At 70.6% G+C, this 24,570-nt stretch carries 23 protein-coding genes and 1 tRNA gene; 16 read left to right on the top strand and 8 right to left on the bottom strand.

The annotated features are described in order from the left end of the window. Positions 1 to 93 precede the first annotated feature (93 nt). Positions 94 to 179 (bottom strand) — tRNA-Leu (locus tag NYZ95_RS17605). A gap of 127 nt (positions 180 to 306) precedes the next feature. On the opposite strand from NYZ95_RS17605, the gene NYZ95_RS17600 reads away from it, so the two are divergent. Further along, entirely contained in the window at positions 307 to 1,629 is a 1,323-nt protein-coding gene (locus NYZ95_RS17600) for a M20/M25/M40 family metallo-hydrolase (RefSeq protein ID WP_262852635.1), read from the top strand. 248 nt (positions 1,630 to 1,877) lie between these two features. Here the strand turns inward: NYZ95_RS17600 and NYZ95_RS17595 are convergent, their stop codons facing one another. Together NYZ95_RS17595 and NYZ95_RS17590 are read right to left on the bottom strand one after the other, a co-directional pair. Further along, positions 1,878 to 2,066 (bottom strand): DUF5703 family protein, encoded by a 189-nt coding sequence (locus NYZ95_RS17595; protein WP_443677485.1) that lies wholly within the window; start codon positions 2,064 to 2,066, stop codon positions 1,878 to 1,880. A gap of 8 nt (positions 2,067 to 2,074) precedes the next feature. Beyond that, the gene (locus tag NYZ95_RS17590) at positions 2,075 to 3,019 is read right to left on the bottom strand and encodes an aldo/keto reductase (protein WP_262852633.1); all 945 of its coding nucleotides are present in this window, start codon (positions 3,017 to 3,019) and stop codon (positions 2,075 to 2,077) included. A 115-nt stretch (positions 3,020 to 3,134) separates the two neighbouring features. Between NYZ95_RS17590 and NYZ95_RS17585 the strand changes: the two genes are divergently transcribed. Continuing rightward, positions 3,135 to 4,187: an LLM class F420-dependent oxidoreductase gene (locus NYZ95_RS17585; RefSeq protein ID WP_262852632.1), complete on the top strand. Its 1,053-nt coding sequence runs from the start codon at positions 3,135 to 3,137 to the stop codon at positions 4,185 to 4,187. Beyond that, positions 4,184 to 5,023 (top strand): undecaprenyl-diphosphate phosphatase, encoded by an 840-nt coding sequence (locus tag NYZ95_RS17580; RefSeq protein WP_262852631.1) that lies wholly within the window; start codon positions 4,184 to 4,186, stop codon positions 5,021 to 5,023. Before NYZ95_RS17585 ends, NYZ95_RS17580 begins: the two co-directional genes overlap by 4 nt. Here the strand turns inward: NYZ95_RS17580 and NYZ95_RS17575 are convergent. Then, on the bottom strand, positions 5,020 to 5,874 hold the full coding sequence (locus NYZ95_RS17575) for a helix-turn-helix transcriptional regulator (protein WP_262852630.1): 855 nt from the start codon (positions 5,872 to 5,874) through the stop codon (positions 5,020 to 5,022). The genes NYZ95_RS17580 and NYZ95_RS17575 overlap by 4 nt on opposite strands. A 111-nt stretch (positions 5,875 to 5,985) precedes the next feature. Between NYZ95_RS17575 and NYZ95_RS17570 the strand changes: the two genes are divergently transcribed. Further along, positions 5,986 to 6,702, top strand: a complete 717-nt coding sequence (locus NYZ95_RS17570; protein ID WP_262852629.1) for an SDR family oxidoreductase — start codon at positions 5,986 to 5,988, stop codon at positions 6,700 to 6,702. Between the two features lie 4 nt (positions 6,703 to 6,706). Here NYZ95_RS17570 and corA read toward each other — a convergent pair whose 3' ends face one another. Next, positions 6,707 to 7,693, bottom strand: a complete 987-nt coding sequence (gene corA / locus NYZ95_RS17565) for a magnesium/cobalt transporter CorA (protein WP_262852628.1) — start codon at positions 7,691 to 7,693, stop codon at positions 6,707 to 6,709. 49 nt (positions 7,694 to 7,742) lie between these two features. Here corA and NYZ95_RS17560 point away from each other — a divergent pair, with 49 nt between their 5' ends. The 7 genes from NYZ95_RS17560 to NYZ95_RS17530 are packed head-to-tail and all read left to right on the top strand — an operon-like array spanning position 7,743 to position 13,207. Further along, positions 7,743 to 8,435, top strand: a complete 693-nt coding sequence (locus NYZ95_RS17560; RefSeq protein ID WP_262852627.1) for an MSMEG_4193 family putative phosphomutase — start codon at positions 7,743 to 7,745, stop codon at positions 8,433 to 8,435. 49 nt (positions 8,436 to 8,484) lie between these two features. Beyond that, entirely contained in the window at positions 8,485 to 9,009 is a 525-nt protein-coding gene (locus NYZ95_RS17555) for a DUF3090 family protein (protein ID WP_262852626.1), read from the top strand. Beyond that, positions 9,002 to 9,820: an SCO1664 family protein gene (locus NYZ95_RS17550; RefSeq protein WP_262852625.1), complete on the top strand. Its 819-nt coding sequence runs from the start codon at positions 9,002 to 9,004 to the stop codon at positions 9,818 to 9,820. The genes NYZ95_RS17555 and NYZ95_RS17550 overlap by 8 nt, the downstream gene beginning before the upstream one ends. 23 nt (positions 9,821 to 9,843) lie before the next feature. Beyond that, entirely contained in the window at positions 9,844 to 11,076 is a 1,233-nt protein-coding gene (gene mshC, locus NYZ95_RS17545; protein WP_262852624.1) for a cysteine--1-D-myo-inosityl 2-amino-2-deoxy-alpha-D-glucopyranoside ligase, read from the top strand. Between the two features lie 47 nt (positions 11,077 to 11,123). After that, positions 11,124 to 11,978, top strand: coding sequence for a PAC2 family protein (locus tag NYZ95_RS17540; protein ID WP_262852623.1), 855 nt, complete (start codon positions 11,124 to 11,126; stop codon positions 11,976 to 11,978). 41 nt (positions 11,979 to 12,019) lie between these two features. Next, on the top strand, positions 12,020 to 12,718 hold the full coding sequence (locus NYZ95_RS17535; protein WP_262852622.1) for an HAD family hydrolase: 699 nt from the start codon (positions 12,020 to 12,022) through the stop codon (positions 12,716 to 12,718). 9 nt (positions 12,719 to 12,727) lie between these two features. After that, positions 12,728 to 13,207 carry an anthrone oxygenase family protein gene (locus NYZ95_RS17530; RefSeq protein WP_262852621.1) on the top strand — a complete coding sequence of 160 codons (480 nt, stop codon included), beginning with the start codon at positions 12,728 to 12,730 and terminating at the stop codon, positions 13,205 to 13,207. Here NYZ95_RS17530 and NYZ95_RS17525 read toward each other — a convergent pair. From NYZ95_RS17525 to NYZ95_RS17515, 3 genes are all read right to left on the bottom strand, one after another. After that, positions 13,180 to 14,472: an MFS transporter gene (locus tag NYZ95_RS17525; protein ID WP_262852620.1), complete on the bottom strand. Its 1,293-nt coding sequence runs from the start codon at positions 14,470 to 14,472 to the stop codon at positions 13,180 to 13,182. The two genes, NYZ95_RS17530 and NYZ95_RS17525, sit on opposite strands and share 28 nt — an antisense overlap. Next, positions 14,469 to 15,071 (bottom strand): winged helix-turn-helix domain-containing protein, encoded by a 603-nt coding sequence (locus NYZ95_RS17520; RefSeq protein ID WP_262852619.1) that lies wholly within the window; start codon positions 15,069 to 15,071, stop codon positions 14,469 to 14,471. The genes NYZ95_RS17525 and NYZ95_RS17520 overlap by 4 nt, the downstream gene beginning before the upstream one ends. 63 nt (positions 15,072 to 15,134) lie before the next feature. Continuing rightward, entirely contained in the window at positions 15,135 to 16,025 is an 891-nt protein-coding gene (locus NYZ95_RS17515; protein WP_262852618.1) for a RecB family exonuclease, read from the bottom strand. Positions 16,026 to 16,088: 63 nt separating this feature from the next. Between NYZ95_RS17515 and NYZ95_RS17510 the strand changes: the two genes are divergently transcribed. The 5 genes from NYZ95_RS17510 (at position 16,089) to metH (ending at position 24,530) form a co-directional block, all read left to right on the top strand. After that, positions 16,089 to 17,276 (top strand): site-2 protease family protein, encoded by a 1,188-nt coding sequence (locus NYZ95_RS17510; protein ID WP_262852617.1) that lies wholly within the window; start codon positions 16,089 to 16,091, stop codon positions 17,274 to 17,276. Then, positions 17,269 to 18,165: a tRNA (adenine-N1)-methyltransferase gene (locus NYZ95_RS17505; protein ID WP_262852616.1), complete on the top strand. Its 897-nt coding sequence runs from the start codon at positions 17,269 to 17,271 to the stop codon at positions 18,163 to 18,165. The genes NYZ95_RS17510 and NYZ95_RS17505 overlap by 8 nt, the downstream gene beginning before the upstream one ends. 168 nt (positions 18,166 to 18,333) lie before the next feature. Further along, positions 18,334 to 20,094 carry a proteasome ATPase gene (gene arc, locus NYZ95_RS17500; protein ID WP_262852615.1) on the top strand — a complete coding sequence of 587 codons (1,761 nt, stop codon included), beginning with the start codon at positions 18,334 to 18,336 and terminating at the stop codon, positions 20,092 to 20,094. 86 nt (positions 20,095 to 20,180) lie between these two features. Further along, positions 20,181 to 20,660, top strand: coding sequence for a GNAT family N-acetyltransferase (locus NYZ95_RS17495; RefSeq protein WP_262852614.1), 480 nt, complete (start codon positions 20,181 to 20,183; stop codon positions 20,658 to 20,660). A 72-nt stretch (positions 20,661 to 20,732) separates the two neighbouring features. Continuing rightward, the gene (metH, locus tag NYZ95_RS17490) at positions 20,733 to 24,530 is read left to right on the top strand and encodes a methionine synthase (RefSeq protein ID WP_262852613.1); all 3,798 of its coding nucleotides are present in this window, start codon (positions 20,733 to 20,735) and stop codon (positions 24,528 to 24,530) included. Positions 24,531 to 24,570 lie beyond the last annotated feature (40 nt).

Raw genomic sequence — 24,570 nt, 5'->3', positions numbered from 1 at the left:
TGCACTCGCAGTTGCACCCGCGGTGGAAAAACAAGAAGCCCCTCCCTGGGCCTCAGTGTGAGTTGAGAATCCAGAAAGGGGCTCTGACCTGTGTGTCCGAGGGGGGACTTGAACCCCCATGCCCTAATACGGGCACTAGCACCTCAAGCTAGCGCGTCTACCTATTCCGCCACCCGGACTTGGGTCGGTGACCGTCGTCTTGCGTCGTTCACCGTGCGTCAGAACTCTAGCAAACACCCGCCCGTGGACCCCAAACCGGGGTCCACCCGTTCACGGCCACCGCCCCTGGCCAGGCAAGATGGGGCAATGACCACCGAGGAGAGCACCCAGACCGTCCGCGTCGATCCTGCCGAAGAGGTCGTCGAGATCTGCCGGAACCTCATCCGGAACGACACCACCAACACGGGAGACGACTCGGGGCCCGGGGAGCGGAAGGCGGCCGAGTACGTCGCCGCGCTGCTGTCCGAGGTGGGGATCGAGTCGACGATCGTCGAAGCGACGCCGGGGCGTACGAACGTGGTCGCACGCTGGGAGGGCACCGATCCGTCGCTCCCTCCGCTGCTGGTGCACGGACACCTCGACGTGGTGCCCGCGCAGGCGGCTGACTGGTCGTACGACCCTTTCGCGGGCGAGATCGTCGACGGGTACCTGTACGGCCGTGGCGCGGTCGACATGAAGGACTTCGACGCGATGGTCCTGTCGGTGGTCCGGGCCCGGCAGCGTTCGGGCCTGCGTCCGCGACGCACGATCGTCCTCGCGTTCACCGCGGACGAGGAGGCCGGATCGATCCACGGCGCCCACAAGATCGTCGACCACCACCGCGACCTGGTGGCGGACTGCACGGAGGCGATCGGCGAGGTCGGCGGGTTCTCCACGGAGATCGGCGGCAAGCGTCTCTACCTGCTCGAGTCCGGCGAGAAGGGGCTGGCCTGGATGCGCCTGTCGGCCCAGGGGACCGCAGGGCACGGGTCGATGGTGCGCGACAACAACGCGGTCACCGCGATCGCGCGCGCCATCACCGCCATCGGCGAGCACGACTGGCCCTACGAGCCGGGGCCGTCCATGCAGATCCTCCTGGACAAGGTCCGTGAGCTCACCGGGTCGTCGGACGCCTCGACCGAGGAGCTCGTCGCCGAGTTCGGCCCGGCGGCGCGGATGATCCGGGCCGGCATGCGCAACATCAGCAACCCGACGATGCTCGACGCGGGCTACAAGGTGAACGTCATCCCGGGGGAGGCGCACGCGCACGTGGACGGCCGTTTCCTGCCTGGCCAGGAGGAGGCCTTCATGGCCGAGGTGCGGGGGCTCGCCGGCGGGGCGGTGACCGTCGATCCGCTGACCTTGCAACCGGCGCTGGAGTACCCGTTCAGCGGCGACCTCGTGGACGCCATGACCGTCGCGCTCCACGGGGAGGACCCGGACGCCCACGTGGCTCCGTACCTCATGTCCGGCGGCACTGACGCGAAGGCGTGGGACCGGCTCGGCATCCGTTCGTACGGGTTCACGCCGCTGCGGCTGCCGGCCGACCTCGACTTCACGGCCCTCTTCCACGGTGTGGACGAGCGCGTGCCGACCGACGCGCTGGAGTTCGGAGCGCGTGTGTTTCACCGCTTGCTGGACCTGGCGTAGCCGCCTCTTAGATCCGATCCGGCGTGTGGGTGGGTCGAGTAGTCCGAGCCGCTGGGCGAGGGCGTATCGAGACCGGGTGGTCTCGATACGGGCTCCGCTGGTGCTCCGCCCTACTCGACCAGCCAGGGTTTGGTGGTCGAGTAGTCCGAGCCGCTAGGCGAGGGCGTATCGAGACCCGGTGGTCTCGATACGGGCTCCGCTGGCGCTCCGCCCTACTCGACCAGCCAGTGGGCTGCTCGACCGGCGGGCTACAGGGTGCTGCGGACGCGGATGATGCGTCGGCGCAGCGTGACACGACGACTGCCGTCGGGGAAGAGGCGGAGCCGGTCGAGCTCCCAGCCTTGGTGCTCGGCCGCATCGGTCAGCAGGCGTCGCACCGATTGGCGCGACTCCGTCCGCGGGAGCCAGAACCGCTGGAACTCGTACTCGGTCAACACCGCCTCCGTCACACCGCCTCTGCTGACACGTCGTCCAGTGCGTCGGCGATCTCGCCGGGGAGGGTGACCTCCTCGGCCGAGAGCGCTGCCTTCAATTGTGCCGCTGTCCGGGGTCCGATGAGGGCACTCGCGACAGATGGCCTGTCTCGGACCCAGGCGAGCGCGACCTCGAGAGGCGTGAGCTGGAGACCCTCCGCGGCACGGCAGACGGCCTCGACGACGAGGCGGGCGTCCTCGTCGAGGTACGGGTCGACGAAGCCGGTGAGGTGGTCGGAGGCCGCCCGCGAGTCCGCCGGGATGCCGTACCGGTACTTGCCGGTCAGCACGCCCCGACCGAGCGCGGACCACGCGAGGACGCCGAAGCCGAGGGCCTCCGCGGCGGGGACGACCTCACGCTCGGGCTGGCGGGCGAGCAGTGAGTACTCCACCTCGGTCGCCACGACCGGCGCTGCGAGGTCGCGCGACGCCTGCCGGGCGACCGCGTACGCCGTCTGCCAGCCGGTGTAGTTGGAGACGCCGACGTAGCGCGTACGGCCGGTGGTCACCGCGTGCTCCAGCGCGCCGAGCGTCTCGTCGACCGGGACGCGTGGGTCCCACCCCTGGACGAGCCACAGGTCGAGGTGGTCCGTCCCGAGTCGGCCCAGGGTCTGGTCGAGCGTGGCGAGCATCGCGCCGCGCGACGTGCCCGCTCGTCCGTGCGGGACAGAAGAGCCTGCTTTCGAGACCAGGACGACGTCGTGACGGGGGACGTCGGCGAGCAGCGTGCCGAGCAGCGACTCGCTGGCGCCCGCCCCGTACGAGGCGGCGGTGTCGATGAGCGTGCCGCCCGCGTCGAGGAACGTGCGGAGGATGTCGGCGGCCTCGTGCTCGTCGGTCTCACGCCCCCAGGACGCCGTCCCGAGCCCGACTCGGGAGACGGAGAGCCCGCTGCGTCCGACGAACCGTTCCTGCATGTCACTCCTCGGCTGAGGCCCCTGTCGGCCTTGTCGGAAGGCTAGTCGAGACGGGCCCCGCGCCCACGCTAGGCTCGCCCTGCGCATCGCGGTCCCCATCGATCAGGAGCAGGTCATGAAGCTGGGAGTCAACGTCGGGTACGTCGCCGGCCCGGACGTCGCGGAGAGGGTCGAGACGGCCGTGTACGCGGAGTCGTTGGGCTACTCGTCGGCATGGGCGGCGGAGGCGTACGGCTCTGACGTCCCGACGCTTCTCTCGTGGATCGGGGCCAAGACGACGACCCTCGAGCTCGGCACCGCGATCCTCCAGATCCCGGGCCGCACCCCTGCGATGACGGCGATGACCGCGGCGACCCTCGACCGTCTCTCCGAGGGACGTGTGCGTCTCGGGCTGGGCGTCTCGGGCCCGCAGGTCTCCGAGGGCTGGCACGGCGTGAAGTTCGACAAGCCGCTGGCGCGGACCCGCGAGTACGTCGAGATCGTCCGCACGATCCTCGCCCGCGAGGAGCCGCTCAACTACGCAGGCGAGCACTTCACGCTCCCGCTGCCCGACGGCCCCGGCAAGCCGCTCAAGATCATGCTCCACCCGTACCGTGCCGACCTCCCGATCTACCTCGCCGCGGTGGGCCCGAAGAACCTCGAGCTCGCGGGCGAGATCGCCGACGGCTGGCTCGCCATCTTCTTCAACCCCGAGCAGGCCGCTGCCTCCACCGACCACCTCCGCGTGGGGCGCGAGAAGGCCGGCAAGACGATGGAGGGCTTCGACATCGTCCCGACCGTGCCGGTCGTGATCGGCGACGACCTGGAGGAGTGCGCCCAGATGGTGCGCGCCTACACCGCCCTGTACGTCGGCGGCATGGGCAGTCGCAAGCAGAACTTCTACAACGCCCTGGCCCGCCGGATGGGCTTCGAGGACGCCGCGCAGAAGATCCAGGACCTCTACCTGGACAAGAAGCAGGGTGAGGCGGCTGCGGCGGTCCCGTTCGAGCTCGTCGACCAGACCGCGCTCATCGGCCCCAAGGAACGCATCGCCGAGCGGCTGCACGCGTACGCCGAGGCCGGCGTGACCACGCTCGCGGTGTCGACCTTCGGCAGCACCCACGACGAGCGCGCCCACGTCCTGCGCACCGTCGCCGACGCTCTCGAGACCTCGGGCCTCGGCGAGTGAACGACCTCCTCCAAGCACTCGTCCTCGGCCTCATCCAGGGCCTCACCGAGTTCCTCCCGATCTCCTCGTCGGGACACCTCGCGATCTACCCGAAGTTCTTCGGCTGGGAGGACCCTGGCGCTGCGTTCACGGCCGTCGTCCAGATCGGGACAGAGCTCGCCGTCGTCCTGTACTTCTGGCGTGACATCTGGACCATCGCCGGCGGCTGGCTGCGCGGCCTGGTCAAGCGCGACGCGCGCGACACCCTCGAGTGGCGGATGGGGTGGTTCGTCATCGTCGGCTCGCTGCCGATCGTCGTCCTCGGCATCGCGCTCAAGGACGTCATCGAGAGCGACTTCCGCAACCTGTGGGTCATCGCCACGATGCTGATCGTGATGGGCATCGTGCTCGGGATCTGCGACAAGCTCGGCCGCCAGGACCGGACGATCGAGGACCTCAACGGCAAGCACGCCGTGCTCTTCGGCTTCGCCCAGGCGATGGCGCTCATCCCGGGCGTCTCGCGTTCGGGAGCGACGATCAGCATGGGGCGCGCCCTCGGGTACGACCGTGCGGCGGCGACGCGCTACGCGTTCCTGCTGGCGATCCCGGCCGTCGTCGGAGCGGGCCTGTTCCAGCTCCCGGAGATCCCCGGCGGCGACAACGCGTACGGGGTCGGCCCGACGATCCTCGCGACGATCGTGTCGTTCGTCGTCGGCATCTCGGTCATCCACTGGCTGCTGCAGTACGTGAGCAAGCACTCGTACACGCCGTTCGTGATCTACCGGATCGGGCTCGGCACGCTCGTGCTGGTCCTGCTCGCGACGGGCACCATCGCCGCGACCACGACCGTCGGCTAGGAAGGGGCGTCGGCGCCCAGGCTCTGGGTGCCGACGACCTTCACCAGCGCGAGCAGCTCGGCAGCGCGCGAGCCCGGTTCCGCCGAGTAGACGACGACCTTCTGGTCCGTGTCGGCGATCTCGAGCGCGTCGCAGTCGAGCGTCAGGGTCCCGACGACCGGGTGCGCGACGGTCTTGCGGTGGCTGCGCCAGACCTGCGACGGCGCGTCGGCCCACAGCCGAGCGAACTCGGGGCTGCGGGTGCGCAGCTCCTCGACCAGCCGGCGCAGGTCGGTGTCGGCCGGGTACTTCGCCGCGGCCGCGCGCAGCGAGCTCACGGTCTGCGCGGCGGCGAGCGCGGCCTCCTCGGAGGAGGAGACCGCCACGCGACCCGGGTCACCGAGGAAGCGCTGCCACGCGAGGTTGCGCTGCGCCGGCGGGATCGCCGAGAAGTCCCCGAGGAGCGCGACCGCCAGCGGGTTCCACGCGAGCACGTCGCCTTTCGCGCTCAGCACGATCGCGGGCTGGTCTTCGAGCCGGTCGAGCAGACGGAGGATGCTGGCGCGTACGAGCATCGGGACGTGACCGGCACGCGGAGACGCGACCTCCGCCAGGTCGAACATCTCGCGCCGTTCGTCGTCGCTCATCTGCAGCGCGCGGGCCAGGGCGTTCAGCACCGAGGCCGAGGGGTGCGCGCCACGGCCCTGCTCGAGCCGCGTCACGTAGTCGACGCTGATGCCGGCGAGGACCGCGACCTCCTCGCGTCTCAGACCCGCCACCCGGCGCCGCGACCCTGCAGGGATGCCGACCTGGTCGGGGGACACCCGCGTGCGTGCACGCACCAGGAGGCGACCGAGCTCACGACGATCCACGCCCTCAGCCTGGCACGCGGGGCCGCTCCTCACCACGTGCCAGCCTGGTACCGCCCGTACCAGGAGGAAGCGGTCCTGGTACGTCGGTCGTCGGGCGACGAGGGTCGAACCATGACGACGACGACGGCCCTGGTCACCGGGGCGAACAAGGGAATCGGGCTCGAGACGGTACGGCAGCTCGCAGGGCTCGGATGGACGGTGTGGCTCGGGGCGCGCGACCCCGAGCTGGGACGCAAGGCCGCCGAGACGGTGCGGCGCGAGGGTGGTGACGTCCGGCCGGTGGTGCTGGACGTCACGGACGACGCGTCGGTCGCCGCCGCCGTAGGCACGATCGAGGGCGCGGACACCGGACTGGACGTCCTCGTGAACAACGCGGGGATCGGCGGGCCCGCCACGGCACCTTCCGAGACGGTGCCGCCGGACTTCCTCGCCGTGTACGGGGTCAACCTCCTCGGACCTGTCCGGGTGACGCACGCGCTCCTGCCGCTTCTGCGTCGGTCGCCGCACGGCCGCATCGTCAACGTGTCGAGCGGGATGGGCTCCTTCGGGGTGACCACCGACCCGAGCCGGCTCGAGCACGGTCTCGTCGGGCTGGTGTACCCCTCGTCGAAGGCTGCCCTGAACATGGTCACGACGATGTACGCCAAGGAGCTGCCCGAGCTCCGTATCAACGCCGCAGACCCGGGCTACACCGCGACCGACCTCAACGGCCACCACGGCACACAGACCGTCGAGGAGGGAGCGACAGCGACCGTGCGGGCGGCGACCGTGGCGCCGGACGGGCCGACCGGGGCGTTCTTCGGGCGTGACGGCTTCGTCCCCTGGTGAGCGTCTACAGCCACCCGGAGCGCTTGAAGGCACGCCACAGCAGGGCCGAGAGCACAACCATCGCGATCAGGGCGAGCGGGTAGCCGAACCGCCAGCTCAGCTCGGGCATGTAGCGAAAGTTCATCCCGTAGATCCCGGCGATGAGCGTGGGCGCGGCGATCATCGCGGCGTACGCGGCGAGCTTGCGCATGTCGTCGTTCTGCTGCACCGAGATCTGCGTCGCGCGTGCCTGCATGACGTTGTCGAGCAGCCCGTCGAGAGAGTCGATGGTGCCGTGCGTGTGGGCGAGGTGGTCGGCGACGTCGCGGAAGTAGGGCAGCATCCCTTTCGGGACCGCGATCGTCGACCGTCGCCTCAGCACGTCCTGCAAGGGGAGGTGGATCGGCACCACGGCACGGCGGAACTCCAGCACCTCCCGCTTGAGGAGGTAGATCCGGTTGCTGTCCGTACGGGACGGGTCGTCGGAGAACACTGCCGCCTCGAGGTCCTCCACGTCGTCGGAGAGCGCGTCGGCGATCACCTCGTACTGGTCGACGACGGCGTCGATGACGTGGTAGGCCGCCGCGATGGCGCCGTACTGCACGAGCGGCTTGTCGTGCTCCGCACGCTCGCGCAGACCGTCGAGCGTCGGCCAGTCGCCGTGCCGGACGACGATGAGGTGCCGCTCGCCGACGAAGATCGAGATCTCGCCCGTGTCCAGCCGCTTGGTCTGCTCGTCGTAGCGGAGGGCGCGCAGCACCACGAACCCGGCGTCGCCGTAGACATCGACCTTGGGGCGCTGGTGGGCGGTGACAGCGTCCTCGACGGCGAGCGGGTGCAGCGCGAAGACGGTCTGGAGCTCGCGGAACTCCTCGTACGTGGGGTCCTGCATGAACATCCAGATGAAGTCGGCCGGCTCTTTGCAGGTGGCGACCGTGTCGGCGAGCTCGTCGATCCGCAGGCCCGACTTGAGCGGCTTGCCCCCGTGGTAGACGGCACAGTCCAAGATCACCGTCTCATTGTCGCGCCCTTTGGCATAGTCGGCCGACTACGCTCGGAGCGTGCCGACCTTGATCCTCGTCCGCCACGGGCGGACCGCTGCGAACGCGGACGGTGTGCTCGCGGGGCGCGCGCGGGGCGTGGGCCTGGACGAGACGGGACGTGCGCAGGCGGCGCGCGCGGCCGAGCGTCTCGCGGCGCTCCCGCTGTCGTTGGTCGTGAGCAGCCCGCTGCTGCGGACGATGCAGACCGCACGCGCGATCGCCGAGGCCCAACGAGACACCGTCTCCGTCCGCCGCGACCCCGGGTTCATCGAGTGCGAGTACGGACGGTGGACGGGCCGGTCGATCGCGGAGCTCGCCAAGGAACCGTTGTGGGCGGCCGTCCAGCAGCAGCCGAGCAGCGTCGTCTTCCCCGGTGGCGAGGCGATGGACGCGATGGCGGCGCGTGCAGTCGAGGCGGCACGGCGCATCGACCGACGGGTGGCGAGGCGGTACGGCGCCCGTGCCGTGTGGGCCGCGGTGAGCCATGGTGACGTCATCAAGGCCGTCGTCGCGGACGCGCTCGGGACTCATCTGGATCTCTTCCAGAGGATCGCCATCAGTCCCGGATCGCTCAGCGTGATCACCTACGGCTCGCACCGCCCGACCGTCCATCACGTCAACGACCTCGGCTCCGACCTGAGCGCCCTCGCGCCCGCTCCGGGCGACCCGGAGGAGGCCACGGGTGACGCTCCGGTCGGCGGTGGGGCGTGAGGATGGACAGGAGTCGCAGCGCTCCGGGGCCCTGTCTAGGCTCGGTCCCATGCTGATCCACAGGTACGAGCGTCCGCGCCGCTTCGTTGCCGGTACGGTCGGAGTCCCGGGAGAGCGGGCGTTCTTCCTGCAGGCCAGCGACGGGTCTCGCGTCACCTCGGTCGGACTGGAGAAGCAGCAGGTCGAGGTGCTCGCCGAGCGTCTGGAAGCGCTCCTGCTCGAGGTAGAGGCGCCGGCCTCGCCCGGGGGAGGACTCGGATGGGCGGTCGACCTGGACCCGCTCGAGCAACCGATCGAGGAGGAGTTCCGTGTGGGCGCGATGACCCTCGCGTGGGAGCCCGACACCGGCGAAGTGGTGGTCGAGGCGTTCGCGATGACCGAGGACGACGAGACCGAGGCCAGCGACGTGCTCGTCGTGACGATGCCTCCCGAGGTCGCGCTCGAGTTCGCGGAGCGCGCGCGCAGCGTCGTCGCCGCCGGTCGTCCCACCTGCCCGTTCTGCGGGGGAGTGGTCGAGCCGGACGGGCACCTCTGCCCCCGCGCCAACGGCTTCCGTCGGGTGGCCCGTGACTGAGTTCGCCTCGCCGCGCGGCTTCGCGGCAGACCCCGGAGCCGTCGACCTCCTGGAGCGCGGGACGCTCGACGTCACCGGGCGTCTGGTCGAGGCGTCCAACGGCACGTTCTTCGCCCAGATGTCCGAGGGCTCACGTTCGGTCGCGTCCGTGTACAAGCCCGTCCGCGGGGAGCGCCCGCTGTGGGACTTCCCCGACGGCACGCTGGCGGCCCGCGAGCGCGCTGCCTACCTCGTCTCCGAGGCCGGCGGCTGGCACGTCGTCCCCCCGACGGTGCTCACCGACGGGCCGTTCGGACCGGGCATGGTGCAGCTGTGGGTGGAGTCCGACCCCTCGATCGCCACCATCGCCGTGGTCCCGGCCGGCAGCGAGCCCGAGGGCTGGTTCGCGGTCGTCGACGCGATCGGCCCCGGCGACCGCGAGGTGACGCTGATCCACCGCGACTGGGCGCCGCTGCGTGCCGTCGCGCTCTTCGACGCGGTCGTCAACAACGCCGACCGCAAGGGCGGGCACCTGCTCCCCGTCGACGGCGCGGTGTTCGGGTGCGACCACGGGCTCACCTTCCACGTGGAGGACAAGCTCCGCACGGTGCTGTGGGGCTGGGCGGGAGAGGAGCTGCTTCCGGCCGAGCGCGAGCAGCTCACGGACCTCTCCGAGCAGGTGGAGTCCGGCCCGCTGCGCGAGACCCTCTGCACGCTGATCAGCGAGGACGAGATCGCGGCGCTGGCGGCACGTCTGGACGCCCTCCTGAGGACGGGCACGATGCCGACCGACGGCGATCGGTGGCCGACGATCCCGTGGCCGCCGCTGTAGGGGCAGCCTTATACCCTCGTCGCATGCGTGCTTGGACGTCTCCCGAAGTGCCCGACCTCACCGCGCTGGGCCTCGGTCCTGGCCCGGCGGCCCACGTCCACGACACGGCGCGCGGCAAGGCAGTGGTCCTCGACCCGGAGGGCCGCGCACGCATGTACGTCTGCGGCATCACCCCGTACGACGCCACCCATCTCGGGCACGCCGCCACGTACCTGACGTTCGACCTCCTCCAGCGCGTGTGGCGCGACCGGGGCCTCGAGGTCGTGTACACGCAGAACATCACCGACGTCGACGACCCGCTGCTGGAGCGCGCGGCGGCCACCGGGATCGAGTGGACCGACCTCGCCGAGCGCGAGATCGCTCTCTTCCGTGAGGACATGTCCGCGCTGCGCGTGATCGCCCCCGACCACTACATCGGGGCGGTGGAGTCGATCCCGCTCGCGGTCGCGCTGATCGAGCGTCTTCGTGAGCGTGGGGTCACGTACGAGCTCGACGGGGACGTGTACTTCTCCGTCCACGCCGACCCTGCCTTCGGAGAGGTCTCCGGCTACGACCAGGCGACGATGCTGCGGCTGTTCGGGGAGCGCGGGGGAGACCCTGGGCGCGAGGGCAAGCGCGACCCGCTCGACTGTCTCCTCTGGCAGGCCGAGCGCCCGGGGGAGCCGTCGTGGGACAGCCCGTTCGGGCGGGGACGACCCGGCTGGCACGTCGAGTGCTCGTCGATCGCGCTGGAGACGCTCGGGCACGACTTCGACGTCCAGGGCGGCGGGACCGACCTGATCTTCCCGCACCACGAGATGTCCGCCTCAGAGGCGCAGGTCGCGACCGACGACCGTTTCGCCAAGGCGTACGTGCACCAGGCGATGGTGGCCTACGCGGGCGAGAAGATGTCCAAGTCGTTGGGCAACCTGGTCCTGGTCTCGCGGCTGCGCGCCGACGGCCACGACCCGATGGCGATCCGGCTTGCAGTGCTCGACCACCACTACCGCACAGGCTGGGAGTGGGCGGACAGCGACATCGTCGACGCCGCAAAGCGCCTCGGCCGCTGGCGCGAGGCCTTCGCGTCCGGCGGGCCCGCTGCGGAGCCGGTCGTGGCCGCGGTCCGCGAGGCGCTCGCCGACGACCTCGACGCCCCGCGTGCGATCGCGGCCGTCGACTCGTGGGTCGATGCGGCGATGGCGGCGGCCGGTGACGGCGTCCCCGGCTCCGGTCGTACGGTCGCCTCCGCGGTCGACGCGCTGCTCGGCGTCATCTGAGCGCGCACCCTCCGCGGCGGGTTCACCGCTCGGCATAGAGTGAAGCCGTGAGCGAGCAGACCGAGTTCCCGACCGTTGTCGACCCGTGGTTCGTCGTCGCGTTCGAGGGATGGAACGACGCGGCCGACGCCGCCAGCTCGGTGATCGACCACCTCGTGGAGTGGTGGGACGCCGAGCTCGTCGCAGAGATCGACCCTGACGACTACTACGACTTCCAGGTCAACCGTCCCTACATCGGGACCGACGAGGCCGGCCACCGAGAGATCACCTGGCCCACGACACGTATCTACGTCGCCCGGCCGGTCGGCTCGGACCGTGACGTGGTGCTCGTCCGGGGCATCGAGCCCAACATGCGCTGGACCGCGTTCTGTGACGAGCTGGTCGCCATCGCCGACCGGGTGGCGAGCCACGCGGTCGTCACCCTGGGCGCGCTGCTCGCCGATACGCCGCACACGCGGCCGGTCCCGGTCACGGGGACCACGAACGACACCGACCTCGAGGCGCGGCTCCACCTCGACGACTCGACGTACGAGGGACCCACGGGCATCAACGGGGTCTTCACCCTCGCATGCATCGAGTCGGGCTTCCCGACGGTCTCGTTGTGGGCCGCGGTGCCGCACTACGTCGCCCAGCCGCCGAGCCCGAAGGCGACGCTCGCGCTGCTGGGCTACCTGGAGGACGTGCTCGAGATCAGCCTGCCGATCGGTGACCTGCGCGAGATGGCCCGGGCGTGGGAGCGCGGCGTCGAGGAGCTCGCGAGCTCTGACGCCGACATCGCCGCGTACGTGGAGTCGCTGGAGGAGGCGCGGGACACGTCCGAGCTGCCGGAGGCGTCGGGCGACGCGATCGCCCGCGAGTTCGAGCGCTACCTCAAGCGACGTTCCCGCGACACCGACTCCTAGGGTTGCTCACGCAGCGCCCGCCTTCGACACAGAGTGAGCACATGACGACCGACGTCCACCGCACGACCCTGCCCGACGCCGTCCTCTGGGATCTCGACGGCACGATCGTCGACACCGAGCCGGTGTGGCTGGGGGCCGAGCACGCGCTCGCCGCACGCTACGGAGCCTCGTGGTCGGAGGAGGACGGCCTCGCGCTCGTGGGGAGCGACCTCATGGAGGCCGGCCGCGAGATCAAGCGCCGGATGGGCCTCGACCTGTCCGCCGAGGACATCGTCGACGCCCTCGTGGGCGAGGTCGCCCACTACATGCGCCACGGCGAGATCGCGTGGCGACCCGGCGCGCGGGAGATGATCGCCGCCCTGTCCGAGGCAGGCGTGCCGCAGGCGCTGGTGACGATGTCGTACGCGGTCGTCGCCGAGCCCATGATCGCGCGGCTGGGCGGCAGCCCGTTCGGCGCCGTCGTCACCGGTGACACCGTCACGAACGGCAAGCCCCACCCGGAGCCGTACCTCGCCGCGGCAGCCGCACTCGGAGTCGACCCGTCGCGGTGCGTCGCCATCGAGGACTCCAACACGGGCACCCGCTCGGCGGCCGCCGCGGGGTGTCACGTGCTCGTGGTCCCGAACCTGGTGCCGGTCGACGAGGGCGAACGCCGTACGCACGCGTCGACGCTGGCCGGGCTCGCCCCCGTGGACCTCGGTCTGCTCCTGGAGGCGGAGAGCGACCCTCAGAGCCGATAGCGTCGACCCGTGTCGACGCTTGCGGTGGTGCTCACGTACGTCGCGCTGGTCGGTGCGGGCGTCATGTCGGGCGTGTACGTCGCGTTCTCGGTGATGGTCATGCCGTCCCTCGATCGGCGCCCTCCCACTGAGGCGGTCGGGTTCATGCAGGAGACGAACCGGTTCGCCGTGCGCCCAGGGTTCCAGCTGGCCTTCTCCGGCACGGCGGTCGTCTCGCTCGTGGCCGCGCTCCTCGCCGTCCTCGAGGGAGGAGACGGACGGTGGTGGACGGTCGCCGCGGCACTGGCGTACCTCGCCTCCGTGGTCCTGACCGGCACGTTCCACGTCCCGCGCAACAACGCCCTCGACCGCGTCGACGCCTCGACGGTGCCGGCCGCGGGCAACGCGTGGGCGTCGTACGCGCGTCCGTGGACTCAGGCCAACCACCTGCGCGCGCTGATGTGCGTCGCCTCCGTGGTCGCCTACGCGGTCGCGCTGCGCGTCGGTTGACCTGCGCCCACGGAAGGCCGCTCGTCCATCTCGCGCCACTCGGGTCGCAGGCCGGTCAAGGTCGTCGTCGACGCGTAGACGAGGGCGCAGACGAGCAGGACGGGTCCGAGCCCGACCGCCGTGACGGCGAGCCCTGCCAGCACGCCGCCGAGCGGCATGCCGGCCCAGGCGGCGGCGTCCGTGAGCGAGCCGACCCGGCCGTACAGACGTGACGGCACGCGCTCGAAGAACACCGCGCTGATGATCGGGTTGAGGAAGCCGGAACCGAGGCCGGCGACGGCGTACACCGCGACGACGGCGGGGACCGGTACGTCGAGGAGAAGGACGAGGAAGCGCGGTGCCCCGGCGACGAGGAACCCCCAGAAGAAGACGACGCGGCGCTTCATCCGGTGGGCGAGAGCCGCCGCGAGCAGGCTTCCGACGACGGCGCCCGCACTCATCACCGTCAGTGCGAGCCCCATCACCGGCGCGCCGTGGCCCGACTCGTGGGCCCAGATGGGGAGGAGCACGGCGGCGAAGGCGATGTCGAGGAGGTTCGTGATCGCGACCATGAGGACGAGCGACATGAGCAGCCGGTCGCGTCGGAGGAACGCGACGCCTTCGGCGAGCCTGCGCAGGTAGGGGGCGGCGTCTGCCTCGTCCTCGGTCTCCGCGTCGTCCGTGCGGACCGCGCGCCCCATCCCGCGAGGCAGCGCGAACGCCACGACGAGAGAGCCCAGCACGAAGCAGACCGCGTTGACCGCGACGCCGGTGAGCGGACCGGAGAGGGCGATCAGCGCCGCGCCCACCGCGGGCCCGAGCGTGGACGCCAGGCGCTCGACCGTCCCCGACAGCCCGGTCGCCCGCACGAGCCGCACGCCGCCGCGTTCGGCCGCCTCGGGGACCATCACCTCCTTCGCCAGGTCGCCGGGCCCGCGGGCGGCTCCCACCACCGCGACCAGGGCGAGGAAGACGCCCAGGGGCAGCGCGTCCAGGACGTACAGCAACGGGATCGCTCCCGCGGCGGCTGCGCTGACGAGATCCGTCGACCACGAGACGACACGTCCGCCGACCCGGTCGACCCACGGCCCCGCCAGGGCCTTCACCGCCACGTACGGCGCGAGCTCGAAGAACGCGACGAGCCCTGTCGCCGTCGCGCTGCCGGTGGTGGCGAGCACGAACCACGGGAACGCGATCGCGGAGACGCGCGTCCCGGTGTGGGCGACCGCCATCGCGACCAGGAGGCCGACGAGGGGTCTCGTACGACTGCTCGCCAGGCCGGTCACGACACGCCGTCCTCGGAGTCGGGATCTCCGGGGTCGAGCTGGGGGAGGACCTGGACGACGACGGTGACCCGCTGGGCACCGTCGGGGTGCCGAGCGTCGGGGGTGTCGAAGCGGTACTCCCGGAGAAGGGCGTGGATGCGTGCGTCGAGCGTGCGCGCCTCGTCCGGCGTCAGGCGCAGCAGGTAGTCGCTCAGATCCATCACCTGGCGCCACTGGTCGGGCATCGTCGCCCGCTCGTTCACCGCCTGCTGCAGCACCAAGGAGTAGCTGGCGGCGATCGAGTGGAGATACGCGTCGACGGCTTCGGGCTCGGCGGCGTCCAGGTCCGCCTCGTCGAGGACGCTCACGCGGTGCTGCGCGCGCCACCAGCGGTCACGGGCGTTCCCGCGGCCGGACTCCTCGGCGACCAGCCCAGCGCCGGCGAGCTGTCGGAGGTGGTAGCTCGCCGCGCCCGAGGTCACGCCGAGCCGCTGACCGAGGATCGTGGCGGTCGACGGCCCGTGGCGGCGCAGGGCGCCCAGGAGCTGCACCCGCAGCGGGTGCGCGAGGGCCTTGAGGGCGGCGGTGTCGAGGACGATCCGGTCGGGCTGGCTGCTCATGCGGCCAGCCTAAGACTGCAAAGAAACCTTTGCAAAGGACTCTTTGCAGAAAATGTGGGCGAATCAGTCGGCGTCTGCGGGGCTCTCCGCCGGCGAGTGGACGGCGGGCTCGACCGGCAGCGCGTCACGCTCCGGGAGCGGAGGCGGGGTGCCGCCCCACTCCGGGCAGAGCTCCTTGTGGTCGCACCAGCCGCAGAGTGCGCTCTTGCGGGCCCGCCACTCGCCGGTCGTCGCCGCCCGCTCGATCGCCGCCCACAGCGCGCGCAGCTTGCGCTCGGTCGCGACCAGGTCGTGCTCGTCGGGGGAGTAGCGGAGGATCTCCTCGTTGCCGAGGTACATCAGCTGGAGGAGCGTCGGGACCGTCCCCGTCGTCCGCCACATGACCAAGGCGTAGAACTTCATCTGGAACATCGCTTTGGCCTCGAACACCTCGCGCGGCGCCCGCCCGGTCTTGTAGTCGACGACGCGGACCTCGCCGGTGGGAGCCACGTCCACCCGGTCGACGTACCCCCGCAGCAGCAGACCGCCGTCGACCACCGTCTCCACGTACTTCTCCCGATCGGCAGGCTCCAGCCGGCGCGGGTCCTCAAGGGCGAAGTACGAGCCGAGGAGGGCGCCGGCGCTCTCGAGCCACTCGGCCAGCGCCGTGCCGTCGGTGAAGAGCGCGGTCAGCTCAGGGTCGGCCTCGCGCAGGCGGTCCCAGGCGGGGCCGACCAGCGACCGGGCGTGCTCGAGCGTCCGTTGCGCCGCGGGCGCGTCGAACAGGTCCTCGAGCACCGCGTGCACCAACGTCCCGCGGACGGCGTCGGGCGTCGACTCCTGGGGGAGCCGGTCGACCACGCGGAAGCGGTAGAGCAGCGGACAGGTCATGAAGTCCGAAGCCCGGCTCGGCGACAGGGAGCCGACCACGTCGACCCCGTCCACCAGCGTGTGCTCGACCGTCTGTGCCCTCATGCCCGTCAGCGTAGGCGAGCCGACCGACAGTCCGTTGTGCCGTGACCCGATACGGTGGAAGGCGTGACCGCGTCGTCCACACCCCCCACGCCGAACCGCCCGCCCGGGACCCTTCGCATCGGCGAGATCGGGGGGATCGACGTTCTCGTGCGGTCCTCCTGGCTGCTCGTGGCCGTCCTCATCGCCTTCGTCCTCGCCCCCACCATCGAGACGATCGCCCCGGGCCTCGGTGCGCTCACGTACGTCGCCGGGCTCGCCTTCGCGGTCCTGCTCTACCTCTCGGTGCTCCTGCACGAGATCTCGCACGCCCTGATGGCCAAGCGCTTCGGCTACGACGTACGGTCGGTGACCCTGAACTTCCTCGGCGGCGTCACCGAGATCGACGGTGAGCCCGACACCCCGGGTCGCGAGTTCTGGATCGCCGTCGTCGGCCCGCTGACCTCCCTCGCCGTGGGCGCCGCCGCATGGGGCGCGTCCCTGGTGGTGCCGGACTCGGGCCTGGTGCTGTTCGCGTTCCGGGCGCTGGCCCTGGCCAACCTCGTGGTCGGCGTCCTCAACCTCCTCCCGGGTCTTCCGCTCGACGGCGGACGCGTCTTCCGCGCGATCGTCTGGAAGGTCTCCGGCAACCCGTACGCGGGGACGGTCGCCGCAGGGTACGGAGGGCGCGTCGTGGCGCTGCTCGCGCTCGCGTTCCCGTTCGTCGCTCGCGAGGTGCTCGGCTGGAACATGTCGATCCTCGACTACGTCATCGGCTTCGTGATCGCGCTCTTCCTCTGGACGGGCGCGACGCAGGCGATGCTGGCGGCGCGCCTCCGCCGCGGCCTGCCGTCCCTCACCGCCCGCGGGCTCGCCCGGCGCGCGGTGGACGTCCCGCGCAGCATGCCGGTCGCGCAGGCCATCGAGGAGGCGCGTCAGGCCGGTGCCGGTGCGATCGTCGTCCATGGCCAGACCGGGACGGTCGACGGCGTCGTCGACGAGCGCGCCGTCCTCGCCACCCCCGAGGCGCGGCGCCCGTGGATCGAGGTCGGAGCGCTGGCGCGTACGCTCTCCCCGGGCCTCACGCTGCCCGTGGACCTGGCCGGTGAGCCGTTGATCCGCGCGCTGCAGCAGACGCCGTCCAGCGAGTACCTCGTCGTGGACGGCGAGAGCCTGTACGGGGTCCTCGTCACCAGCGACGTCGACCACGCCTTCGCGGCGCGGGTCCGCGAGGGTGGCAAGCAACGCGACGCAGGAAGGCACACGCATGGATGAGCGCCTCTCGGGGGTGCACCGCGGTCCGATGTCGGCAGGGGAGTGGGTCCGCCTCACCGACGCCAAGGGCCGTCGCCACAACATCCAGCTCGAGGAGGGCAAGAAGTTCTTCACGAAGTTCGGAGAGATCGCCCACGACGACCTCATCGGACAGCCTGAGGGGATCGTCGTCGAGTCCTCGCTGGGCGGCCAGTACCTCGTCTTCCGCCCGCTGATGCACGAGTACACGACCTCGATGCCGCGCGGGGCGGCGGTGATCTACCCGAAGGACGCCACCCAGATCGTCACCTTCGCGGACATCTTCCCCGGCGCACGCGTCCTGGAGGCCGGTGCCGGCTCCGGCGCCCTCACCACCTTCCTCCTGCGCGCTGTCGGGGAGACGGGCCTCGTCTCGTCGTACGAGCAGCGCGAGGACTTCGCCGAGATCGCCACCCGCAACGTCGAGCAGTTCTTCGGCGGACCGCACCCGGCGTGGCGCCTGACCGTCGGCGAGCTCGGTGAGGCCGTCACCGACACCGAGGTCGACCGCATGATCCTCGACATGGTCGATCCCTGGGAGTACGTCGCGCTCGCCGGCCGCGTCCTCGCCCCCGGCGGGATCCTCTGCTGCTACGTCGCGACGACGACCCAGATGTCGCGCGTCGTGGAGACGATCCGTGCTCACGGCGAGTTCGCCGAGCCCGCCGCGTGGGAGACCATGCAGCGTGGCTGGCACCTCGAGGGCCTTGCGGTGCGTCCGGAGCACTCGATGAACGGCCACACGGCCTTCTTGGTCACGGCGCGCCGGATGGCCCACGGCCACCGCACGCTCGCGAAGAAGCGCCGCCCCGCCCCCGGAGCGTACGGGCCCGACTACACCGGCCCGCGTCCCGTCGACCTCCCGGAGTGACCTGAATCACACCGGTCGTATCTCTTTGCGAGCAACCGCGCGCCGACCCGAGCGAATCGTCACTTCCTGCGGGTAGTGTCGACACACGAGGAGCAGCACGCCGCGCCACGGGACGACCCCGGCGGTGTCGGGGTCGACGGTGGGGTGGCCTTCGCGGGAGGGTACGACATGACCGAGTTCGACCACAGCGACCGGCGTCCGCACGAGACCGAGCAGACCCTGCTCCAGCAGCAGGCCGAGATCGACTACCTGCGCGCGGAGGTGGAGCACCTCCGCCAGCGACTCGCGAGCGGGCGTCCGGACTCGTCGGTGGACGCGCGGCTGGCCGAGACCGAGGCGCGGCTCGCGGCCGTGACGGCGCAGAACGCCCGCCTCGGTGACACGCTGCGGGAGGCCCGCGACCAGATCCTCTCGCTCAAGGAGGAGGTCGACCGGCTCGCGCAGCCGCCGACCGGCTTCGGGACGTTCATCCAGCACAACGACGACGACACCGTCGACGTCTTCACCGGGGGCCGCAAGCTGCGGGTCAACGTGAGCCCGTCGGTCGAGGTCGAGGACCTGCGCCGTGGCCAGGAGGTCATCCTCAACGAGGCGCTCAACGTCGTTGCGGCTCTCGAGTACGAGCAGGTCGGTGAGGTCGTCATGCTCAAGGAGCTGCTCGCCGACGGTGAGCGTGTCCTCGTCATCGGCAACGCCGACGAGGAGCGGATCGCCCGCATCGCCGACTCCTTGCACGACGAGAAGCTCCGAGCGGGCGACTCGCTGCTGCTCGACTCCCGAGCCGGCTACGTGTACGAGCGCGTCCCCAAGTCCGAGGTCGAGGAGCTCGTGCTGGAGGAGGTCCCGGACATCGACTACTCGAGCATCGGCGGCCTCCACGGGCAGATCGAGTCGATCCGCGACGCGGTCGAGCTGCCGTACCTCTACCCGGAGATCTTCGTCGAGCACGAGCTCAAGCCGCCGAAGGGCGTCCTCCTGTACGGCCCGCCCGGCTGCGGCAAGACGCTGATCGCGAAGGCGGTGGCGAGCTCGCTCGCCAAGAAGGTGTCGGCAAAGACGGGGGAGGAGGGCCGCTCGTACTTCCTCAACATCAAGGGTCCCGAGCTGCTCAACAAGTACGTCGGCGAGACCGAGCGCCACATCCGTCTCGTGTTCCAGCGGGCGCGGGAGAAGGCGTCCGAGGGCACGCCGGTCATCGTGTTCTTCGACGAGATGGACTCGCTCTTCCGCACCCGCGGGTCGGGCGTGTCCTCCGACGTCGAGAACACGATCGTCCCGCAGCTGCTGAGCGAGATCGACGGCGTCGAGGGTCTCGAGAACGTCCTCGTGATCGGCGCGTCCAACCGCGAGGACATGATCGACCCCGCGATCCTGCGTCCGGGCCGGCTCGACGTGAAGATCAAGATCGAGCGTCCGGACGCGGAGTCGGCGCGCGACATCTTCTCGAAGTACCTGACGCCCAGCCTGCCGCTCCACGAGGACGACCTCGCCGAGTTCGGCGGCGACCGCGTCGCGTGCGTCAACGGCATGATCCAGCGCACGGTCGAGCGGATGTACACCGAGTCCGAGGAGAACCGCTTCCTCGAGGTCACCTACGCCAACGGTGACAAGGAGGTCCTCTACTTCAAGGACTTCAACTCCGGCGCGATGATCCAGAACATCGTCGACCGCGCCAAGAAGATGGCGATCAAGGACTTCCTCGAGCTGCGCCAGAAGGGTTTGCGCGTCCAGCACCTCCTGCAGGCGTGCCTCGACGAGTTCAAGGAGAACGAGGACCTCCCCAACACGACCAACCCCGACGACTGGGCCCGCATCTCCGGCAAGAAGGGCGAGCGGATCGTCTTCATCCGTACGCTCATCTCCGGCAAGCAGGGCAGCGAGCCCGGGCGCTCGATCGACACGGTCGCCAACACCGGCCAGTACCTCTGACCGCCGCCCGGTGAGCCTGGTCCCACCCCGGTCCGTCCGGTGGGACCAGGCTCACCGCGGCCCGTGGCCGTCGCACAATGGGACGCGTGACGACGCCCACCAGCCCCGCGCTCGCCATCCGGGTCGTCCCGTACGACCACCCGGACGCCGCGCTCCTCATCGAGGAGGTCCAGGCGCTCTACGCGCAGCGCTACGGCATCCACGACGTCAGCCCGACCGATCCTGCGGAGTTCGAGGCGCCCGACGGGCTCTTCGCGGTCGCCTACGATGCCGCCGGGGCGCCCGTCGCCACCGGCGGGTGGCGGATGCTGGGGGAGGGGCGTGCCGAGGTCCGGCGGATGTACGTGCGCGAGAGCGTCCGGCGGCGCGGCCTCGCCCGTACCGTCCTCGCGTGGCTTGAGGAGTCCGCCCGTGCTGCGGGAGCGACGACCATGGTGCTCGAGACCGGACGGCCGCAGCCGGAGGCGATCGCGCTCTACCGGGCCTCGGGCTACACCGACGTCTCGCCGTTCGGCTACTACGCCGAAGACCCGAAGTCGGTCTTCCTGGGCAAGCCGCTCACCTAGGCAGGGGCCCGCCCATCCGTCCGCATGGTGGACGCTATGTCCGTAGACCGGACCTGGACTATCCTCGGGGAAGTGCCTGCCACCCCGAACCATCGCCCTGACGCGACCGCAGAGCTGACCGAGGCCCTCCGGTCGCGCATCCTCGTGCTCGACGGCGCGATGGGGACGGCGATCCAGCGCGACCGTCCGGACGAGGCGGGCTACCGGGGCGAGCGGTTCGCGGACTGGCCCAGCGACGTCCAGGGCAACAACGACCTGCTCTCGCTGACTCAGCCCGCCCTCATCGCCGGCATCCACCGCGAGTACCTCGACGCCGGCGCGGACATCATCGAGACCAACACCTTCAACGCCAACGCGATCTCGCTGAGCGACTACGGCATGCAGGACCTCGCGTACGAGATGAACCTCGCGTCCGCGCAGCTGGCCCGTGAGGTCGCCGACGAGGTCGCCGCCGCCACGGGCCGTGCCCGTTACGTCGCCGGCGCGCTCGGGCCCACGTCGCGCACGGCGTCGATCTCGCCCGACGTCAACGATCCCGGCGCGCGCAACGTGACGTACGACGAGCTGGTCGAGGCCTACGCGACCGCGACCCGTGGTCTGCTCGACGGCGGTGCCGACCTCGTGGTCATCGAGACGATCTTCGACACGCTCAACGCGAAGGCGGCCATCTTCGCGGTGGAGTCGGTGTTCGCCGAGCACGGCCGCCGCTGGCCGGTCGTCGTGTCGGGGACGATCACCGACGCCTCCGGCCGTACGCTCTCGGGCCAGGTCACGGAGGCCTTCTGGTACTCCGTACGCCACGCCCGTCCGCTGCTCGTGGGGCTCAACTGCGCCCTGGGTGCGAAGGAGATGCGCCCGTACATCGCGGAGATCTCCCGCATCGCCGACACCTTCGTGAGCTGCTACCCCAACGCTGGACTGCCCAACGCGTTCGGTGAGTACGACGAGGCGCCCGAGGAGACCGCGGCGATCCTCACCGAGTTCGCCGAGGCGGGCTTCGTCAACGTCGTCGGCGGCTGCTGCGGGACGACGCCGGCGCACATCGCCGCGATCGCTCGCGGCGTCGACGGGCTCGCCCCTCGCGTCCCGCCGCAGAGCGTCCCGGCGCTGAGACTCGCGGGCCTGGAGCCCGTCACCGTCGTCGAGGACACCCTCTTCGTCAACGTCGGCGAGCGTACGAACATCACCGGCTCCGCCCGGTTCCGCAACCTCATCAAGGACGGCGACTACGCGACCGCCCTCAGCGTCGCCCGCCAGCAGGTCGAGAACGGCGCGCAGGTCATCGACGTCAACATGGACGAGGGCATGATCGACGGCGTCGAGGCCATGGTCCGGTTCCTCAACCTCATCGCCTCCGAGCCCGACATCAGCCGCGTCCCGGTGATGGTCGACTCGTCGAAGTGGGAGGTCATCGAGGCCGGCCTCAAGTGCGTGCAGGGCAAGCCGATCGTCAACTCCATCTCCATGAAGGAGGGCGAGGAGGCGTTCATCGAGCACGCGCGTCTGTGCCGCCGGTACGGAGCGGCGGTCGTGGTGATGGCCTTCGACGAGGAGGGCCAGGCCGACTCGCTCGAGCGTCGCAAGGAGATCTGCGAGCGGGCCTACCGCGTCCTCGTCGACGAGGTCGGCTTCCCCGCCGAGGACATCATCTTCGATCCCAACGTCTTCGCGGTCGCCACCGGCATCGAGGAGCACGCCGCGTACGGTCTCGACTTCATCGAGGCGACGCGCTGGATCAAGCAGAACCTCCCGTACGCGCTCGTCTCGGGTGGCGTCTCGAACGTCTCGTTCTCCTTCCGGGGCAACAACGCGGTGCGCGAGGCGATCCACGCGGTGTTCCTGTACCACGCGATCGCTGCCGGGATGGACATGGGCATCGTGAACGCCGGTGCCCTGGAGGTCTACGAGGAGGTGCCCGAGCTCCTTCGCGACCGCATCGAGGACGTCGTCCTCAACCGTCGGCCGGACGCCACGGAGCGCCTGCTCGAGATCGCCGCCGACTTCGCCAGAGATGGCGCCGCGAAGGAGGTCGCCGACGAGGAGTGGCGGTCGCTCCCGGTGGCCGAGCGGATCACCCACGCCCTGGTCAAGGGCATCGACGAGCACGCCGAGGCCGACACCGAGGAGCTGCGCCAGGAGATCGCGGCCCGCGGCGGACGCCCGATCGAGGTCATCGAGGGCCCGCTGATGGACGGCATGAACGTCGTCGGCGACCTCTTCGGCGAGGGCAAGATGTTCCTCCCGCAGGTCGTGAAGTCGGCACGCGTGATGAAGAAGTCGGTCGCGTACCTGATCCCGTACATCGAGGCCGAGAAGCAGCCCTCCGACGCCGAGCGCAGCAACGGCAAGGTCGTCATGGCGACGGTCAAGGGCGACGTCCACGACATCGGCAAGAACATCGTGGGTGTCGTGCTCCAGTGCAACAACTACGACGTCGTCGACCTCGGCGTGATGGTGCCTGCGCAGAAGATCCTCGACACCGCGAAGGCCGAGAACGCCGACGTGATCGGGCTGTCCGGGCTCATCACCCCGTCGCTCGACGAGATGGTGAACCTCGCCGGCGAGATGGAGCGACAGGGCTTCGACATCCCGCTGCTCATCGGCGGCGCCACGACCTCGCGCGCCCACACGGCCGTCAAGGTCGACCAGAAGTACCACGGCCCGGTGCTCTGGGTGAAGGACGCCTCGCGCTCCGTACCGGTCGTCGCGGCGCTGCTGTCGGACGACCAGCGACCCGGGCTCCTTGCGGAGACGGACACCGAGTACGCCGCGCTGCGCGAGCGCCACGCCGCCCGCCAGAACGCCCGGCCGCTGCTGCGCCTCGAGGAGGCGCGTGCGCAGGCGACGCCGATCGACTGGACCGGCTACCGCCCGCCGCGGCCGCACATGATCGTCCAGCAGGCGCGCGATCTCTGCTCCGGCGCCGGTTGCGACCACCGCCACGACGGGCGCGTGCAGTTCGTCCGCACGCTCACGGACTACTCCCTGGAGGAGCTGCGTCCGTACATCGACTGGCAGCCCTTCTTCAACGCCTGGGAGATGCGCGGACGGTTCCCCGACATCCTGCACAACCCGTCGACGGGCGAGGCCGCGCGCCGGCTGTACGACGACGCGCAGGCGATGCTCGACCGCCTCATCGCCGAGCGGTGGATCCAGGCCAACGGCGTGTTCGGTCTCTTCCCGGCCAGTCAGATCCCCGGCGACGACATCGAGGTCTACACCGACGAGTCCCGCACCGACGTCCTGACGACGCTGCACCAGCTGCGCCAGCAGGGGGAGGGGCGCCAGGGCTCGGCGCGCAAGTCGCTCGCGGACTTCGTCGCGCCGCGGGACTCGGGAGCGCGCGACTACGTCGGTGCGTTCGCGGTCACCGCGGGTCTCGGTGTGGCCGAGAAGATCGCCGAGTTCAAGGCAGACCTGGACGACTACAGCGCGATCCTGCTCGAGTCGCTGGCCGACCGGCTCGCCGAGGCGTTCGCCGAGCGTCTCCACGAGCGTGTGCGCAAGGAGTTCTGGGGCTACGCCCCTGACGAGGCCCTCGACAACGAGGCGCTGATCAAGGAGTCGTACACCGGTATCCGTCCCGCGCCGGGCTATCCCGCGTGCCCGGAGCACACCGAGAAGCAGACGATCTGGGAGCTCCTCGACGTCGAGCGCAACACCGGCATCGAGCTGACCGAGAGCATGGCGATGTGGCCGGGAGCGGCGGTGAGCGGCCTCTACTTCTCGCACCCGGAGTCGCAATACTTCGTCCTGGGCCGGATCGGGCGCGACCAGGTCGAGGACTACGCCAAGCGCAAGGGCTGGACGGTCCCCGAGGCCGAGAAGTGGCTCTCGCCTAACCTCGGCTACCGCACCGACGACGACTGACGCGTACCCCGTTGGTCGAGTAGCCGAGCCCCTGGGCGAG

It is taken from the genome of Mumia quercus (assembly GCF_025506335.1).
Taxonomy (GTDB): Bacteria; Actinomycetota; Actinomycetes; order Propionibacteriales; family Nocardioidaceae; genus Mumia; species Mumia quercus.
The sequence above is the reverse complement of the archived record's forward strand: the minus strand, read 5'-3'. Positions and strand labels throughout refer to the sequence as shown.